Here is an 18,576-nt window from a genome sequence, read left to right as displayed (position 1 = left end):
TATGCTAAAAATGAATCTTACAGACATAAAAATAAGCTATGGTAAAAGTAATATTATAAAAAATATAAAAGCTGAATTTCATGGTGGAAATGTAGTTTCACTAATTGGACCTAATGGAACTGGAAAAACTACATTGCTGAAAGCTATTGCCCACTTAATAAAATATGAAGGAGATATCAACGTTATTGGGGAAACTGGTTATAAAAATTTTAGAGATAGTTTTACATATGTTCCCCAGATGTCTGTTAATAATATTAATTTAACTGTTTTTGAAATAGTTTTATTGGGAAGAGTAAGAGATTTAACATGGAAAATTGAAAAAATTCATTTAAATGCTGTAGCTGAAATACTTGATGAATTAAATTTAAGTCATTTAAGCTACAGTAAATTCTCAAGTTTAAGTGGAGGACAAAAACAAATGGTTATAATGGCACAGGCAATGGTTTCAAAACCTAAAATTTTATTATTAGATGAACCTACAAGTGCCTTGGATTTAAAACATCAGCTCCAGATTATGGAAACAGCAAAAAAATATACAAAAAAAACAGGCTCTATAACAGTTATTGTTTTGCATGATATAGCATTAGCAGCTAGATATAGTGATGAAATACTACTTTTACATGAGGGGTATTCTATACAACAGGGAATTCCTGAAGATGTTTTGAAGGAAGAATTGTTAGAAGAAATATATGGAGTTGAACTTGACATTTCCAAAAGCTCCAGAGGGTTTATTTCTATAACCCCAATAAAAACAAAGTGAATGGAGGAATACAATGAATAAAGGAATAACAATGGCAGTTATGTCATCACTTACTTTCAGTATTATGAATGTTTTAGTAAAATTAGTAAGTACAAGAATTCCCTCTTCTGAAATTACATTTTTTAGAGGTCTAATTGGGACTATTCTTGTCTTAATATTTATGAAAGTTCAAAAAGTAAAATTTTCCAATAAGGAAAATAAAATATTATATTTACGGGGATTACTAGGTGGGATTTATATGCTGACATACTTCTATGCCATATCAAAATTGAAATTAGGAGATGTATCTATACTAGTTCAATTATCTGGAGTTTTTGTTGTAATCTTTTCTTCAATTTTTCTTAAAGAGAAGCTACAGCCTAAAACATATATTTTTATTCTTGCTATAATTATTGGAACCTGTATAATTATAAATCCTTTAAAATTTTCTTCATATTCCCAATATGCAATATTTGGCATATTAGCAGCAGCTTTTTCTGGAGCAGCATCTATTACAATAAGATATTTAGCTAGATCAGGATTGCACCATAATTATGAAATTATGTTTTTTTTCCTCTTTATATCAACAATAGTTGCTATTCCATTGATGTACTCAAATTTTATAATTCCCAATACCAAAGAACTTATTATTTTAATCATAATTGGGGGTATTTCTTTTATTGCACAAATATTTTTAACAGGTGCATTCTCACATCAAAATGCAGTTATTGTTGAATTTGTGAGATATATAGGAATTTTTATAAATAATTTATGGGGATTTATTATTTTTAAAGAAACAATTACACTGCAATCTATTATTGGAGGTACCATTATAGTAATATCAACAATCTTATTATCAAAAACTCAGAAAGATAAATAATATATTTTATTATTTGAGAATTGTACAGAAAGGAAAAAAGAACATGAATAATAATTTAATATTTCAATTAAAAGTTATAAGATTTAAAATATCAGAGGCCTTAAAATTATATGAAAAGACTGGAGAGAAAGATAATTTTTTAAAAGAATGTATTGAAGAGCTATGTTCTTTCATCTTAAATGAAAAAAATTACATGGATTTTATTTTAAGTTCTGAAAACAATTTAATAAAAAACCTTATAAGAGATATCAGAGACAGAGCAGCTGAGGCTTTGGGAATTTTGGAAAAAATAGAGGCAAAAAATATTTTAAATGAAGAAAATACTGCATTTAAATATGGAGATGAACTGGCTTTAGCTGTAAAACGTGAGATTGAAGATTACAAAATTTTAAAATCTTCAAAAGTTTTATTAATAGGTTCTGGTGCAATGCCCATAACAGCTTATACTATTTTTAAAGAAACAGCAGCTCACATTACATGTGTTGATATAGATTCAGAAGCTCTTAATTTATCTAAAAAAGTTACAGACAAATTAGGGATTCAAGGAGTTTATTTTGAAGGAGATATAGAGGCTGTAGAAATAGAAAAATTTTCTCATATAATTATAGCTTCTTTAGTTCAAAAAAAATGTGAATTAGTAGATTATGTATCTCAAAAAATAAATAATGATGCAAAAATCATTTTGAGATATGGCAATGAAATCAAGGAAGCTTTTAATTTTCCGTTGTGTATAAAAGAGATAAACGATTTTACCAAGACTGTAATTAGAGATAAAAGCTTTATATATGATACTTTACTGCTAGAAAGGATGTAAAATGTTAAAAAACTACTTTGATAATGTATTAATTGCAGGTTCTGGTCCAGTAGGAATCAACTTATATATAAATTTTAATAAAGGATATGCTGAAAAAGTAGGGTTAAAAATTAGGAATAGTAAAAATAGTGAATTATTTTTAAAAAATTTAAAAAGTAATAACAATCTTATAGAAAGTACTGTTTCAGTTAATGAAATTAATTCAATAAGTGGTAAATGCCTTTTAGAAAACTTGTATATAAATTCTGAAGAACTCATTAATGAATGGGATGTTCTGATTCTTTGTACTCCCTGTGATGCCTACCTTTCAGTATTGAAAGATTTAAACTTAAAAAAATTAACCCGAATAAAAAAAATAGTATTAATTTCTCCTGAATTTGGTTCAAGTCTAATATTAAAAAGCTTTCTTAAAGACGATGAAACAATTGAATTTATAAGTTTTTCAAATTACTTTGGAGCAAGTAATTTTTCTGATGATAATCATTGTTTAGTTATAACCAATGCTCTTAAAAAAAATGTATATATAGGAAGTACCTGTGAAAATAGTTTGTTTGTTAGAAAAATAGCAGATTTTCTTGGTGAATTTAAAATAAACAGCATCTGCTGTAAAAATCAGTTAGAAGCTGAATCAAAAAATATTACTTTATTTGTACATTCTCCATTTTTATTAAATAAAGTAAGTTTAGATCAAGTTTTTGATATTGATAAAACAAAGAGATTTTTGTATAAACTTTATCCTGAAGGACCAATAACTATGACTGTAATTCATAAAATGGTTAATCTCTATCAAGAAATATTAGAATTATATAGTGCAGTAAACCTTCCTGAATTTAATCTTTTAAAATTTTTAAATGATAGTTATCCTGTACTAGAAAATTCTATTTCAAAAAATGATATAGAAGATTATTTAGGATTTCCTCAATTAAAAAAAGAATATTTGCTGTATGTGAGATATGCTTCTATTCTCATTGATCCATTTTCTACTCCAGATGAAGATGGCAGATATTTTGATTTTTCCAGAGTCAGTTATTCAAGAATTTATAAAGATAAAGAAAATTTATGGAATATTCCAAGAAGACCTCTAGAAGATTATAATAAATTGAATCTAATCTGGCATCTTACTAAATTATATAGAACTAGATCAGATCAGATTTTTGAATTAATAAAAATTTATAAAGATTATTATTTTAATTTTATGAAAACAGTTGGTGAAAAAAATATTAAAGAAAGCTGTAAATTCACAGACAGAAATTATGAAGCTGAAATAATTTATTCATCTTTAAAATAATAAAAAATTAATTTATTCAATAAGTGTAATAAGCAATTTAGTTATTATTATCTATTCTTTCAACCCTGTGAAATAATTTTTATAGATTTAAAAATAATTATAGGAATTATTTCACAGGGTCATTTTCTGATATCTCTTTGTCTAGCTAAAACTAAACACTCTCAAATAGAGAGTGTCATTTGACTTATTTATTTCCTTCTTTTTCCAGTTGAATTTGTTTAAAATTATCAATTATCATTTGCTGATCATTCATAGATTTTTGTATATCTGATAATATAGTCTGGTATTTTGCTACAAGCTGATTGTATTCATCTTTATAAAAAACATATTTTCCCATTTGCTGTAATTCATTAAGACTGGCATTTACGCTTTTATAAAGATCTTTTTGCCCTGTAAGGACACTAGATGCTGTTTCTGCTATTTGCCTTTCTTGAGCATATCTTTGGTCTTCTTTCTTTAAAAGAAGCTGATATTCTTTTTCCAGAGACTTCATTTGAGCTTCAAAATCGACTGTAGAAGCAGAGAAAGCTGAAATAGTTATAAGCAGAGTACCTATTAATGTTATTATTTTTTTCATTTTTACCTCCAAAATTATTTTAAATGATGAATTTAAAGAAAATATATAAACTGTTACTATATAATATATTATCTATTAAAAGTTATTTCCTTTTATTAACTTTGAAAAAATAATTCACAATTTTTTAAAGGAATCAAGAAAAAATTACAGAACAATATATTAACTCAACATGTTGCAAAGGTAGAATATTCAGCATAGGAGACTAAGTGTATTTTATTCAATGTATTTAACACTAAAAAAGAACACCGTTTTGAAAAAAATATAGTAGAAATAATTTTTTTATTATGCTATAATGAGGTCAAATGAATTATAAATTCTCAACGAAGCAAAAAATGCTAAAAAATAATTTAAAAAAATTTTTATAAGGAGGGAAAGTTATGTTTAGTTATCTTCAAAAAATAGGTAAAGCACTTATGGTGCCAGTTGCTGTTCTACCTGCGGCTGCAATATTGTTAGGTTTAGGATATTGGATCGACCCTGTAGGATGGGGTGGAGAAAGTGTACTAGCAGCTTTCTTTATTAAATCAGGAGGGGCAATAATTGATAATATGCCTATTCTGTTTGCTATCGGTGTAGCTTTTGGTATGTCTAAGGACAAAAACGGATCAGCAGCTCTTGCTGGATTAGTTTCTTTCTTAGTTGTAACTACTTTATTATCTCCAGGTGCAGTAGGAATGATTAAAGGAATTCCTGCAAATGAAGTACCTGCTGGATTCTCTAAGATAAACAACCAATTTACTGGTATTCTTTGCGGGGTTATATCTTCAGCACTTTATAATAGATTCAGTGAAGTAGAATTGCCTAAGTTCTTATCTTTCTTTAGTGGAAAAAGACTTGTTCCAATTATTTCATCATTTGTTATGATGTTGGTTTCTTTCATACTTATGTACATCTGGCCGGCAGTTTACTCTGGACTGGTATCATTTGGAGAAGGAATCAGTAAATTAGGACCACTTGGAGCAGGAATATATGGATTCTTTAACAGATTATTAATACCTGTTGGATTACACCATGCATTGAACTCAGTATTCTGGTTTGACGTTGCTGGTATCAATGATATCCCTAACTTCCTAGGTGGAGCAAAATCTATCGCTGAAGGAACTGCTGTAATAGGAAAAACTGGAATGTATCAAGCTGGATTCTTCCCTATTATGATGTTTGGATTATTAGGAGCTTGTCTTGCATTCGTAAAAACTGCTAAACCTGAAAACAGAGCAAAAATCTCTTCTATCATGTTAGCAGCTGGATTTGCAAGTTTCTTTACTGGAGTTACAGAACCTATCGAATTTGCATTCATGTTCGTTGCTCCTGGATTATATTTATTACATGCTGTATTAACTGGTATATCTGTATTCATTGCAGCTTCTATGCACTGGATGGCAGGATTTGGATTCTCAGCTGGATTTATAGATTTAGTTCTTTCAACAAGAAATCCACTGGCTCAAGGTTGGTATATGCTTATAATACAAGGACTTGTATTCTTCGTAATCTACTATGTAGTATTTAAGTTTGCTATTGAGAAATTCAATCTTAAAACTCCTGGTAGAGAAGATGATGATGTATCTGAAACTAAAGAGACAGTTAAAGTTACTTCTAATACAGAATTAGCTACTGCTTTACTACCTCTTTTAGGTGGAAAAGAAAACATAATCAACATTGATAACTGTACTACTAGATTAAGACTTGAAGTAATCGACAGTGCTGTAATAAAAGATAAAGAAATTAAAAAATTAGTTCCTGGTGTATTAAAACCAAGTAAGTCAGCTGTTCAAGTAATAGTTGGTCCTGAAGTTGAGTTTGTTGCAACAGAATTAAAAAAATTAGTATAATAATTTAAAAGATAAATGAAAAAATGGTGTAGAAGACTACACCATTTTTTATATTTTTCCCCATATAGTTTTATAATTTTGGTTCAAAAACAAACTCTTTCTGGAAATACACACTGATAACTTTCCCATTAAATACAATAGGTGAAAACTTCCATTTTCCTAGAGCATCTATTACAGCCTGATCGAATCCTAATTTACTGTGAGAATCAATAATAGATATATTTTTTACATTACCAGACTGATCTACAAGGAATTTAGCTTTTACTATTACTTTTTTCCTGTATCTGATATTTTCAGCCTGTTTAGGATATGTAGGAGTAATTTCTCTAGTTATCTTGTATTTTATTCCATGATTGGAAACAGCATTGTAAGTACCATCAGCATTAGCTGTAAGTAAGCTGTTCATACTAGGAATAGAAGAATTGTGATCACCAGTACTTGTATTAGAAGCAGAACTTTCTGAGGTTTCAGAAGCTTTTTTTACTTTTTTTACTTCTTTTGCTTCTGGTTCTTTTACTGTTTCTTTTTTAGGTATATCCTTTTTAGGAATTGTTTTCTTTGGAACAGGTTTAGGCGTCTCAGGTTTTACCTCTTTCTTAGGAATCTCCTTTGGTTTTGGAGGTTCTGCAACAGGTTGAGGTGGAGCTGCTGCTACAGGAGCTGCCTTGCTCACTTGTGTAAAAGTAACTGGTACACTTTGTTTCAAAGAATTTTCTTTGGTATCTAAATCTTTTGTAACAGTGGGAAGACTCAATTTAAAAAAGAGCATTCCATGCAGCAGAAGTGCTATAATAAAGTATCTCTTCATATTAAACCTCTTATTCTTTACTCATAAAAATTTATTCCTAAATTTTCTATGCCATGTTGTTTTACTTTAGTTATGATATCTATAATATATTGATATTTTAATTCTTTATCTCCAGTTACAGAGACACTTTCTACTCCGTTCAAATAACTGTCGAGTTCCTCAAAAGTTATTTCTACATTTTTCTTATCCCCAAGAGTAATGAAATATCTGTTGTCTTTATCAATAATAATTTCCAGATTCTTGTCTTTAGTCTCTTCACTGGCTAAAGTAGAAGTTGGAAGATCGATATCAATATTACCATATTTGTTAAAAGTCGTAGAAACTATGAAAAATATTAAAAGCAGAAATACCACATCTATAAGCGGTGTAAGATCAGGAGTGAGAAGTGCTCTCTTTTTTTTGTATCTAGCCATTCTTATCCCCTCACAATATTAATAACATTAGTTGTTATTTTATCTATTTCCTCTTCAATTTCTTCGATTCTCTTATTTAACAAATTGTATACCACTAATGCTGGAATAGCGATAGAAAGCCCTGCTGCTGTAGTTATTAATGCTTTTGATATACTGTCAGCTACAATAGTAGGATCTCCTGCCCCAAATTTAGAAAGATCTTTAAAAGCATCAATCATTCCAGTAACAGTTCCTAAAAGTCCAAGCATAGGAGCCACATGAGCTATTATTCCTAAGATATGAAGTCTTTTTTCCAGAGGACTTATTTCATCCATCTCAATTTCTTTTATTATCTGGTCGAACTGGTGAAAATCTTTTAGATTAGTATCACATATATTGCATCTGCAAAGGAATTTTTTCACTGTACATCCAACAGAATTTCTCTCTTTATCACAAATTTCAATTATTCTACACATATCTCTGTTAGAAACAGCTAGTATTACTTCTTTTCTAAAATTTCTGTTCATAGTTTTTTCTTTTTTAAAGAAAAAGAATAATCTTTCAATTATAACAGTGGTAGAGATAAGAGATAGTATGAAAAGTATCCACATCAGTGGACCTCCCACTTTAAAATAGTACATCATTTCAGTATGTTCCTCCTAAAAATTTAATTAAAGTTTTGCTATAAGGTCTTTAAAATATGTATATGCATTGTTCAAATCAGTTTCATCTGGATGAAGACTTGCATCAGCCCATCTTTTTATTCTTTCAGGATTTGGTCCATGAGGATGCTCAGGTCCAAATTTAGTCTGCATCATTTCTATAAGTTTAGGATCAATAGCCCCTTGACATAGGAAATGTCCTAATACTTTATTGTCATTTTCAGTGAAAAGTTTTGTTATGTTTTCAACACAGTCCAAAGCATGTTGAGAATCAGGATAAGCTCCCAATGTGAAGAAAAAGGCTGTATTTTTGTTTTTGATAGTCTTTATAAAGTTAAGAGCCTTCGTATCTGCTGTTCCTTTATCTATCCAAGTTCCTACAATAATCAAGTCGTAATCCAGATTGCTTACTTCTGCAATATCTTTTATTTCAGCATTATCTATAGCTTTAGCAATAGATTCAGCAACCTTTTTTGTATTACCAGTTTTTGTAGAATAAGTAACAAGTGCTTTCATTAAAAAAACCTCCTAAAAATTTTATCATCACATAAGTTATACCAAAAAATACTTTTAAAGTCAAATAATTTCAAAAACTATATTTTTGTATTGAATAATTTTTGCTTGACAAGAAAACAAATTAATATTAATATAAAAACGTTGAAAGAAAAACAGGATTGAAGAAAACAAATGCCCGTACTACTTAAAGTATAGAAAAAAATATCAAGGAGGAATACATGAAAAAAAATTTACTGCTGTTTGATAAAAGATTAAAATCTCATCACGACAGTAATAGTTTGATTAACAAATATATCAAAAGTGAAAGAGCTGATAAAGAAAGCTTTGAACTGATGTTACAGGAGGAACCTGACAGCAGAAAAAAGGCTATTTATGTACATACACCATATTGCGATAAGATATGTTCTTTTTGTAATCTTAACAGAAAGCAAATAGATGGGAGTCTGGATTCATACGCTCAATACATAGCTGATGAATTTGATAAATATGGACAGACTAATTATTTTAAAAAGAGTGAATTTGAAGTAATATTTTTTGGTGGGGGAACACCTACTGTGTATAAACCACATCAACTTGAAATAATACTTGAAAGTATAAAGAAAAATGTTACTTTAGCTGAAGACTATGAGTTTACATTTGAAACTACACTGCATAACCTTACTGAAGAAAAGCTGGAAGTTATGATGAAATATGGAGTAAATAGATTAAGTGTAGGAATTCAGACATTTTCTGACAGAGGAAGGGTATTCTATAACAGAACTTATGGAAAAGAAGAAGTTGTAGAAAGACTTAAAAAGCTAAAAGCATTTTTTAAGGGAGATGTATGTGTGGATATTATATATAATTTCCCTGATGAAACTTTGGAAGAAGTGATAGAAGATGCAAGACTTGTAAAAGAATTGGAACTGAGCAGTGCAAGTTTCTATTCTTTGATGGTACATGATGGCTCAAAACTATCTAAAGATATTGAGGCAGAAAAAGTAAAATTAGAAGAAGATATGAAAAAAGATTATCTTCTATATCAGCACTTTGTAGATGAGATGTTGAGAGAAGATAAATATCATGTTTTAGAGCTGACTAAAATAGCTAAAAATGATGGAGATAATTATAAATACATCAAAGTTAGAAATACAGGGGGAGATACATTCCCAATAGGTGTTGGAGCAGGGGGATCAGTAAATGGTGTTGGAGTTTACAGAATGAATAAAGAGATGTCATTCTACTCAAAACAAACTGATTATCATGAGAGATTCTCAAGACTTTCTGGATTTATGCAGTTTCCAGTAATAAATAAGGCAGATGTAAAAGATATTTTATCTGAGGAAGAGTATAAACATTTTGCTGAAAAAATGAAAGATTACCAAAGCAAAGGACTGCTTAATGAAAAAGAAGATTCATTTGTACTTACACAAGATGGGATATTCTGGGGAAATAATATTTCAAGTGATATCATAATCTATGTAATGGAACAGCTTTTCAATAAATAAGTTTTTAATAAAAATCTATATAAAACAGACTTGAAAGGAGAACAAAATGAGCAAGAAATCAATAGGTTTAATCTGGGCGGCTCTAGCAGTTGCAGCATATGGACAACAGGAGGTAGACTTAGGGAAAAGTGTTGTTTATTCAACAACTGGATTTGAAACAGAAATGAGAAAAACAGCAAGCAACCCAAGTATAGTTACAGCTAAAGAAATTGAAGAGAAAAATTACAAGACAGTAGATGAAATATTAGCTGATATTCCTAGTGTTAACATTGTAAAACAAGGGAAAGATTCAATAATTGATTTGAGAGGACAAGGGGATAAAGCAAAGCAGAATGTACAGATACTTGTAGATGGAGTACAAATGAACTCTCTGGATACATCAATGACAGCTACTCCTATCAATACAATATCACCTGATAGTATTGAAAGAATAGAAGTACTTCCGGGAGGAGGTTCAGTTCTTTATGGAAGCGGAACTTCTGGGGGAATAGTAAACATCATTACTAAAAAAGGAACTGGAAGAAAAGCAACAGTAGGATTTGACCATGGACAATATGGAAGTAATAAAACTAATGTAGCTGTAGGAGAAAGCTTTGGAAACTTTGATGTAAATCTTGCATATACTAAAAATAATGCAAAAGGATATAGAGATTATGATAAATCTGATTCTGATTATTTCCAAGGAGATATCAGATACAGAATATCTGATACACAAGATATTGGATTTAAATATTCAAGATATGAAGCAGATGAAACTTATCCATCTATGCTGACTAAGGAACAAGTAAATGAAGATAGAAAACAAACTGGGATGTATTCAGGAAAATTAGGAAAAGAAATAGGGACAACAGATACAGATAAAGACGAATATACTTTAACTTATAATAATAAATTTTCCGAAAATTTAGATTTTAATTTAACTGGATTTTATCAAAAAACAACTATGGATACCAAAATGTCTTCATTTGCAGAAAGTGCAATGATGGATGTATCTGTATGGCAAGATGGGAAATTTGAAGATAAAAAATGGGGAGTTAAGCCTAAATTAAGATATTCATATGGAGAGGGAAGTAATCTTATTTTTGGAATGGATTATATAAATAATAAAGCAACAAGATATAGTGGAACAACAACTCTTATGAGTGGGAAGACTTCTTTAAGTGAAACAACTAATGATTTAGAAAAAGAAACTATTAGTGGATATGTAATGAATAATTATGTATGGGGAAATTTTGAATTTGCTCAAGGGATTAGATATGAAAGAGCTAACTATGATGTTGGTAGAAAAACAATAAGAAGTAGTGGAAAAAATGAAGGAGTTTCAGTAACAAGTGATGAAGATAATTTTGCTTATGAATTGTCTGCTAACTATCTTTATTCAGATACAGGGAAAACATATATCAGATATGAAAGAGGATTTACTTCTCCACCACCAGCTTTATTGACAAATAAGGTTACACAAGCTGGTGTTGCGGAATATTACTTGAATGATTTAAAATCTGAAAAATATGATAACTTTGAAATTGGAGTATCAGATTATATAGGATTTACAAGCTTTAATGCTTCTGTATTTTATACAATAACTAAAGATGAAATAACAAATGAAATGGCTTCTGGTATGCCGCCAGCATGGATAAATAACTACAACTTAGGAAAAACAGAAAGACTTGGATTTGAATTAAAAGCTGAACAATATCTTGGAAAATTAACTTTATCTCAATCTTATGCATATATTAATGCAAAAATTAAAGATGGAGAAAAAGGTGTGTATGATAGTAATGGAAATAAGACAGGGGCAGCAGATTTATCAGGTAACAGAATAGCTAATGTACCAAGAAATAAATTCAATATTGGAGCTAACTACAGATTTACTGATAACTTCAATTTAGGTGCAGAAGTAGTATATGTAGATGATGTATACTTAAATAACCAAAACTTGGGAGGAAAAACTAACTCTCATACTGTAGCTAATGTCAGAGCAAACTACAACTTTAACTTTGGTTTGAGTTTATATGCTGGAATCAACAACTTATTTAATGAAAAATATTATGAAGATGTAGATTATAGTGCAAGTACAGGATATACATATGACCCAGCAGCAGAAAGAAACTACTATGTAGGTTTCAGATATAGCCTATAAAATAAAATTGTGAGGAATAAAAATGGAAAAAGTTTTACCGTTATTGTTAATAATAGGAACTTTAGCAGTAGGAATACTCTCTATACCTTTAGGGAGTGTTCCAATTCCTCTGGAATATATATTTAATCCAGAGAAAGCTCCTGAATATATAAAAATTATAATCTTTAATTTAAGACTGCCTAGAATAATGATGTCAATTCTCGTAGGGATGATGCTTTCTTCCAGTGGAGTAGTAGTACAGACAGTATTTCAAAATCCATTAGCTGATCCATATATCATAGGAATAGCAGCTAGTGCTACATTTGGTGCTGTTATAGCTTTTGTTTTTGATATGCCTGACTACATGTATGGAGTTATTGCATTTTTTACTTGTCTGGCAAGTACACTTCTCATATTCAAAATGGCAAAGAAAGGGAATAAAGTTAATGTGGCTACTCTTCTTATAGTTGGAATAGCTGTATCTTCGTTCCTAGGAGCATTTACATCTTTTGCTATGTATATGATAGGAGAAGATTCTTTTAAAATAACTATGTGGATGATGGGATACTTGGGAAATGCTACATGGAGCAGAGTTGCTTTTCTGGCAGTACCTCTTGTTTTCTCTGTGAGTTATTTTTATTCTAAGAGAAATCAACTGGATGCTTTGCTCTCAGGAGATGAGGAAGCACATTCACTGGGAATAGATGTTAACAAATTAAAAGTAAAAACATTGACAGTTGCAGCTCTGGTAGTTGCCTTTTCAGTAGCTTTTTCAGGAATGATAGGATTTGTAGGACTGATAGTACCTCATACAATGAGAATGCTTTTAGGTCCGTCTAATTCAAAACTTCTTCCAAGTACTATATTAGCTGGAGGTTTTTTCCTTCTCATATGTGATACTTTTGGAAGACTGATATTGGCTCCTACAGAAGTTCCAATAGGAGTTATTACAGCATTCTTTGGGGCACCATTTTTCTTGTATCTGGCACTTAGAAACAAAAGGAGAGAATTCTAATGGAAGTAATAAAAATAGAAAAATTGAATTTCTCCTATGGAGAAAGAAAAATATTAAATGGTATAGATTTAAGTATAACTGATAGAAAACTTACAGGAATATTAGGTCCTAATGGGTGTGGAAAAACAACTCTTCTAAAAAATATACTTGGATATCTCCACAGTAATTCTGGAGACATTGAAATCTTGAATAGAAACAGTAGAAAATACACTCAAAAGGAAAAATCAAAATGTATCTCTCTAGTCCCACAGAAATCTCAGCTAATGTCAGCTATGGATGTAGAAGATTTTGTTTTGATGGGAAGACTGCCTCATTTGGAAAACAACTGGAGCGGTTATACTAAAAAGGACAGAGAAATAGCTGAAGATTCTCTAAAGGAGCTTGGGCTTGAAAAGTTCTGTAGAAGAACAGCAGTAACATTGTCTGGGGGAGAATTTCAGAGAGTCCTGTTAGCAAGGGCTATTACACAGGATACAGATATAATATTGCTGGACGAGCCTACATCTGCTCTTGATTTGAATCATGCTCTGGAACTTATGGAAAAAGTAAAGGATATAATAAAGAAAAAAGGAAAAACAGCAGTTGCAGTTCTTCACGATCTTAATCTTGCAGCTATGTTTTGCGATGAAATAGTAATGCTGAAAGATGGGAAAGTATACTGCAAAGGAACTCCTAAAGAAACTCTGACTAAAGAGAATCTAAAAAAAATATATGATTTGGAATCTGAAATATTTTGTACAGAAGAGGGGATACCATATATAATTCCAAAAGTTAAGAAGGAGAAGAGATGAAAAAAATAAGAACAGTTGTCATTGGACTTTTTACTTTTATGCTTGGGATAAATGCATATTCTATGGAAATAAAAGATGGAAGAATAATAGATAATTATGGAAACAGTATAGAACAGAAAGAATATAATAAAATAGTGATACTTGATCCTGCTGTAGTGGAAACATTCTATATGCTGGGAGGAGAAGAGAAGATAGCAGCTATAGGAAAAACTGCTATGAGCGAAATTTATCCAGCAGAAAAAACAAAGGATCTGGCAAGTGTAGGAACTATTACAAAACCAAGTATAGAAAAGATACTTTCATATACTCCTGATCTGGTTATTATTACAGGAATGGCAGCATCTACTGGAGAAAATCTGAAAGCTCTAAAAGTACCTTTTATTATAAATACAGCTGGAAACATTCCAGAAATATTATCAAATATCAAAGTATATGGAGATATAACAGGGAAAAAATCTGAAGCTGAAAAACTTTATCTTGAAAGTGAAAAGAAATTAAATGACTTAAAGGAAAAGACTAAAAGTAATCCTTTGAATCTAAAAGGAACAGTACTATATTCAGTATCTCCAATGATGGGATTCAATAGCAAATCACTTCCAGGAGAGATACTGGATATGCTGGGAGTAGAAAATATAGCTGATAACCTTATAGGAGAAAGACCTATAATATCACAAGAGATTTTATTGCAGAAAAATCCAGATTTTCTCGCTGGAGCTATGAGTATAAAATCACCTAAAGATATAGGGAACAGTAATCCAACAGTAAAAGAAACAACAGCTGGAAAAAAAGGAAACTTCTTTATTGTGGATTCAAGTAAAATATTAAGAGGCTCCCCAAGAATATTTGAGGCAGTAGAAGAATTTTATTCTGAATTATTGAAAATAGAAAAATAAATGAAAAAAGGATGTGAAAAGAGAAATTCTAAAATTAGAATTCTCTTTAAGAGCATCTTTTTTTATTGTTCAAATCTAGTTAAAAATTACATATATAAATAGTTGTTTATCATCATACATTGAGAAAAATGTTGTGATGATTTTTTTTTATTTTTTTTAAAATTATTTTTTGTAATCAAAATTTTTCTCATTTTTATAAATTCTAATCTTATAGAGAACAATAATCAAATTAAATTTTATATACAAAATATTTTAAATTCTTTAATTTAGCTTTTATGATTTTTTGTTCTTGACAATAAAAAAAATAAATATTAATATAACCACAGGTACGAATTTTTTTCTATTGGAATAAAGTATGCTTTCAGTAGGAAGAAATGAAGTTCTAAAGTGTGAAATTTAGGAGGAAAGAATGACGAAAAATTTAATGCTATTTGATAAAAGGTTGAAATCACATCATGATAGCAATAGTTTGATTAACAAATATATTTCTGGAAAGAAGGCAGATAAAGATATTTTTGAAGCCATGTTGAGAGAGATTCCAGATGACAGAAGAAAAGCAATATATGTACATACACCATATTGCGATAAGATATGCTCTTTCTGCAACCTTAACAGAAAGCAGATAGATGGAAGTTTAGATTCATATGCTCAGTATATAGCTGATGAATTTGATAAATATGGACAAACTGAATATTTTAAAAAGGGAATCTTTGATGTAGTCTTTTTTGGTGGGGGAACACCTACAGTGTACAAACCGCATCAGTTAGAAATAATACTTGAAAGCATAAAAAGAAATGTAACATTAGCTGAGGATTATGAATTTACATTTGAAACTACGCTGCATAATCTTACAGAGGAAAAGCTTGAAGTTATGATGAAGTATGGAGTAAATAGACTTAGTGTGGGAATACAGACATTTTCTGATGAGGGAAGAAAATTCTACAACAGGACTTATGGAAAAGAAGAAACTGTAGAAAGGCTTAAAAAATTAAAAGCTTTCTTCAAGGGAGACGTATGTGTAGATATTATATACAATTTCCCTGAACAGAAAATAGAAGATGTAGTAGAAGATGCAAAAATAGTAAAAAAATTGGAAATAAGCAGTGCAAGCTTCTATTCTTTGATGGTGCATGAAGGCTCAAAACTGTCAAAAGATATTGAAGCTGAAAAGGTAAAAATGGAAGAGGATATGAAAAGAGATTATCTTCTGTATCAACACTTTGTAGATGAAATGTTGAGAGGAGATGAGTATCATATTCTTGAGCTTACAAAGATAGCAAGAAACGGTGGAGATGACTATAAATATATCAAAGTCAGAAATACAGGTGGAGATACATTCCCTATTGGAGTAGGAGCAGGGGGATCAGTGCATGGAATCGGAGTCTACAGAATGAATAAAGATATGTCTTTTTATTCACAACAGACAGAGTACCATGAGAGATTTTCAAAACTATCTGGAATAATGCAGTTCCCAGTAATATCTAAAGAATCATTAAGAAATATTTTAAAAGAGGAAGAACTTAAATATTTTGCTGAGAAAATGGAAGAATATGAAGAAAAAGGTTTAGTAAAAGAAAATGATGATAACTATACTCTGACAACAGAAGGTGTATTCTGGGGGAATAATCTTTCAGGTGATGTTATTATCTATGTTATGGAAAAAATTTTTAATAAATAAAAATATATATAAAACATTAAAAAGGAGATACTAGAAATGAGTAAGAAGACAGCTTTGCTTTGGGCAGTATTGGCAGTAACAGCATATGGAGAACAAAGTGTAGACTTAGGGAAAAGTGTTATTTATTCTACTACTGGATTTGAAACTGAAATGAGAAAAACAGCAAGTAATCCAACAGTTATGACTTCAAAAGAAATTCAACAGAAAAACTACAAAACTGTTGATCAGATATTGAATGATATCCCAAGTATCAATATTGTAAAACAGGGAAAAGACTCAATAATCGACTTGAGAGGGCAGGGAGATAAGGCTAAACAAAATGTACAAATACTTGTAGATGGGGTACAAATGAATTCACTTGATACATCAATGACTGCTACTCCTATCAATACAATAGCTGTAGATAATATCGAAAGAATTGAGGTATTGCCTGGAGGAGGATCAGTTCTTTATGGAAGTGGAACTTCTGGAGGAGTGGTAAATATCATCACAAAAAGAGGAACTGGAAGAACAGCTTCTGTAGGATTCGATCATGGCAGCTATGGAAGCAATAAGACTAATGTAGCTGTAGGAGAAACTTTTGGAAATTTTGATATAAACCTTGCTTATACAAAAAATGACAGAGAAGGATACAGAGATTATGATGAATCTGATTCTGACTATTTCCAAGGGGATATCAGATACAGAATATCAGATACGCAGAACATAGGATTTAAATATTCAAAATATAAGGCTGACGAGACATATCCTGAAATGCTGACAAGAGCTCAAGTGGAAGATGACAGAAAACAATCAGGACTTATAGATGGAGAGCACAGCAAAACAAAAACAGATAAAGATGAGTATGTTTTAACATACAATAACAAACTTAGTGAAAATCTTGATTTGAACTTAGTATTGTTTTCACAGGAAACAGAAATGAAAATAAAAAGCAGAAGTTATCAGGGAGCTATGGGGCCTATGAAGCTTTGGATGACACAGGATGCTCTGTTCAGAGATGAGAAAAAAGGGGTAAAATCTAAATTAAGATATGGATATGGTGAAGGAAGTTCAGTAATATTTGGATTGGAATATATTGATAATGATGCTAAGAGAAAAAGTCTGATGAATATGCCTCCAATGATGAACAATATCCTTACTGTAAATGATTTGAACAAGGAAACAATAAGTGGATTTGTAATGAATAACTATGTATGGGGAAATTTTGAATTTGCTCAGGGAGTGAGATATGAGAGAGCAGACTACAAAGTAAAAAGAACAAGCTCAACAAGTCCGGGAATAAACACAACTACTGATGATGATAACTTTGCATATGAAGTATCAGCTAATTATCTGTATTCAGACACAGGAAAAACTTACATCAGATATGAAAGAGGATTTACATCACCACCTCCAGCATTATTGACAAATAAAAATGCAGCTGGATATTATCTGAATGATCTTAAATCAGAAAAATATGACAACTTTGAAATTGGAGTATCAGATTACATAGGATTTACAAGTTTAAATGCTTCAGTATTCTATACAATCACTAAAGACGAGATAACAAGTGAAACTTCTGGAACAATGGGAAGTGCAAGTATGACTATTGATAACTACAACCTTGGAAAAACTGAAAGAGTTGGATTTGAATTGAAAGCAGAACAATACATAGATAAACTTACTTTATCTCAATCATATGCATATATAAATGCAAAGATTAAAGATGGAGAGGTAAGAGGTGTAGATGTATCTGGAAACAGAGTGGCAAATGTTCCAAGAAATAAATTTAATATAGGAGCAAACTACGCTTTCACTAACAAGTTCAATGTAGGTGGAGAAGTTGTATATATAGATGATGTTTATTTGAACAATAAAAATCTAGGTGGAAAAAAGAATTCTCATGTAGTAACAAATATCAGAGCAAATTATAACTTTGATTTTGGTTTGAGCCTGCATGCTGGAGTAAACAATTTATTTGATAAAAAATATTATGAAGATGTAGATTATACAGAATCTACAGGAGTATTTACATATGACCCTGCATCTGAAAGAAATTATTATGTAGGATTCAGATACAGCTTATAAAATAAAAGATACGAGAGGAAA

General features: G+C 30.3%; 17 protein-coding genes. 12 read left to right on the top strand and 5 right to left on the bottom strand.

The window, feature by feature from the left end; genetic code table 11:
- Position 1 precedes the first annotated feature (1 nt).
- From C4N20_RS14625 to C4N20_RS14610, 4 genes are read left to right on the top strand one after another with little or no spacing between them, the layout of a single operon-like run.
- A complete protein-coding gene (locus C4N20_RS14625; protein ID WP_005977277.1) occupies positions 2-760 on the top strand; it encodes an ABC transporter ATP-binding protein in 759 nt (252 codons plus the stop codon).
- 13 nt (positions 761-773) lie between these two features.
- A complete protein-coding gene (locus C4N20_RS14620) occupies positions 774-1,619 on the top strand; it encodes a DMT family transporter (protein ID WP_005977279.1) in 846 nt (281 codons plus the stop codon).
- Positions 1,620-1,662: 43 nt separating this feature from the next.
- Positions 1,663-2,433 (top strand): nicotianamine synthase family protein, encoded by a 771-nt coding sequence (locus C4N20_RS14615; protein ID WP_005977281.1) that lies wholly within the window; start codon positions 1,663-1,665, stop codon positions 2,431-2,433.
- A gap of 1 nt (position 2,434) precedes the next feature.
- Positions 2,435-3,721: an opine metallophore biosynthesis dehydrogenase gene (locus tag C4N20_RS14610; protein ID WP_005977283.1), complete on the top strand. Its 1,287-nt coding sequence runs from the start codon at positions 2,435-2,437 to the stop codon at positions 3,719-3,721.
- 184 nt (positions 3,722-3,905) lie between these two features.
- On the opposite strand, the gene C4N20_RS14605 is transcribed toward C4N20_RS14610, so the two are convergent.
- Positions 3,906-4,298 carry an adhesion protein FadA gene (locus tag C4N20_RS14605; RefSeq protein WP_005977285.1) on the bottom strand — a complete coding sequence of 131 codons (393 nt, stop codon included), beginning with the start codon at positions 4,296-4,298 and terminating at the stop codon, positions 3,906-3,908.
- Positions 4,299-4,675: 377 nt separating this feature from the next.
- On the opposite strand from C4N20_RS14605, the gene nagE reads away from it, so the two are divergent.
- On the top strand, positions 4,676-6,127 hold the full coding sequence (gene nagE, locus C4N20_RS14600) for an N-acetylglucosamine-specific PTS transporter subunit IIBC (RefSeq protein WP_005977287.1): 1,452 nt from the start codon (positions 4,676-4,678) through the stop codon (positions 6,125-6,127).
- A gap of 70 nt (positions 6,128-6,197) precedes the next feature.
- Here the strand turns inward: nagE and C4N20_RS14595 are convergent, their stop codons facing one another.
- The 4 genes from C4N20_RS14595 to C4N20_RS14580 are packed head-to-tail and all read right to left on the bottom strand — an operon-like array spanning position 6,198 to position 8,505.
- Positions 6,198-6,935, bottom strand: coding sequence for an energy transducer TonB (locus tag C4N20_RS14595; protein WP_005977289.1), 738 nt, complete (start codon positions 6,933-6,935; stop codon positions 6,198-6,200).
- A 17-nt stretch (positions 6,936-6,952) separates the two neighbouring features.
- On the bottom strand, positions 6,953-7,348 hold the full coding sequence (locus C4N20_RS14590) for an ExbD/TolR family protein (RefSeq protein WP_005977292.1): 396 nt from the start codon (positions 7,346-7,348) through the stop codon (positions 6,953-6,955).
- Between the two features lie 2 nt (positions 7,349-7,350).
- On the bottom strand, positions 7,351-7,971 hold the full coding sequence (locus C4N20_RS14585; protein WP_005977294.1) for a MotA/TolQ/ExbB proton channel family protein: 621 nt from the start codon (positions 7,969-7,971) through the stop codon (positions 7,351-7,353).
- 27 nt (positions 7,972-7,998) lie between these two features.
- Positions 7,999-8,505, bottom strand: coding sequence for a flavodoxin family protein (locus tag C4N20_RS14580; protein WP_005977295.1), 507 nt, complete (start codon positions 8,503-8,505; stop codon positions 7,999-8,001).
- A 218-nt stretch (positions 8,506-8,723) separates the two neighbouring features.
- Here C4N20_RS14580 and C4N20_RS14575 point away from each other — a divergent pair, with 218 nt between their 5' ends.
- From C4N20_RS14575 to C4N20_RS14545, 7 genes are all read left to right on the top strand, one after another.
- The gene (locus C4N20_RS14575) at positions 8,724-9,992 is read left to right on the top strand and encodes a coproporphyrinogen-III oxidase family protein (protein ID WP_005977297.1); all 1,269 of its coding nucleotides are present in this window, start codon (positions 8,724-8,726) and stop codon (positions 9,990-9,992) included.
- Positions 9,993-10,038: 46 nt separating this feature from the next.
- Positions 10,039-12,132 (top strand): TonB-dependent receptor family protein, encoded by a 2,094-nt coding sequence (locus C4N20_RS14570; RefSeq protein WP_005977299.1) that lies wholly within the window; start codon positions 10,039-10,041, stop codon positions 12,130-12,132.
- A gap of 22 nt (positions 12,133-12,154) precedes the next feature.
- Positions 12,155-13,126 (top strand): FecCD family ABC transporter permease, encoded by a 972-nt coding sequence (locus C4N20_RS14565; RefSeq protein ID WP_005977301.1) that lies wholly within the window; start codon positions 12,155-12,157, stop codon positions 13,124-13,126.
- A complete protein-coding gene (locus C4N20_RS14560; protein ID WP_005977303.1) occupies positions 13,126-13,917 on the top strand; it encodes an ABC transporter ATP-binding protein in 792 nt (263 codons plus the stop codon). Before C4N20_RS14565 ends, C4N20_RS14560 begins: the two co-directional genes overlap by 1 nt.
- The gene (locus C4N20_RS14555) at positions 13,914-14,810 is read left to right on the top strand and encodes an ABC transporter substrate-binding protein (protein ID WP_005977305.1); all 897 of its coding nucleotides are present in this window, start codon (positions 13,914-13,916) and stop codon (positions 14,808-14,810) included. The genes C4N20_RS14560 and C4N20_RS14555 overlap by 4 nt, the downstream gene beginning before the upstream one ends.
- A gap of 409 nt (positions 14,811-15,219) precedes the next feature.
- Positions 15,220-16,488: a coproporphyrinogen-III oxidase family protein gene (locus C4N20_RS14550; RefSeq protein WP_005977307.1), complete on the top strand. Its 1,269-nt coding sequence runs from the start codon at positions 15,220-15,222 to the stop codon at positions 16,486-16,488.
- Between the two features lie 36 nt (positions 16,489-16,524).
- Positions 16,525-18,555 carry a TonB-dependent receptor gene (locus tag C4N20_RS14545; protein WP_005977309.1) on the top strand — a complete coding sequence of 677 codons (2,031 nt, stop codon included), beginning with the start codon at positions 16,525-16,527 and terminating at the stop codon, positions 18,553-18,555.
- Positions 18,556-18,576 lie beyond the last annotated feature (21 nt).

The organism is Fusobacterium ulcerans (genome assembly GCF_003019675.1).
In the GTDB taxonomy this organism is placed as follows: Bacteria; Fusobacteriota; Fusobacteriia; order Fusobacteriales; family Fusobacteriaceae; genus Fusobacterium_A; species Fusobacterium_A ulcerans.
This window is presented reverse-complemented; position numbering and strand designations above follow the sequence as displayed.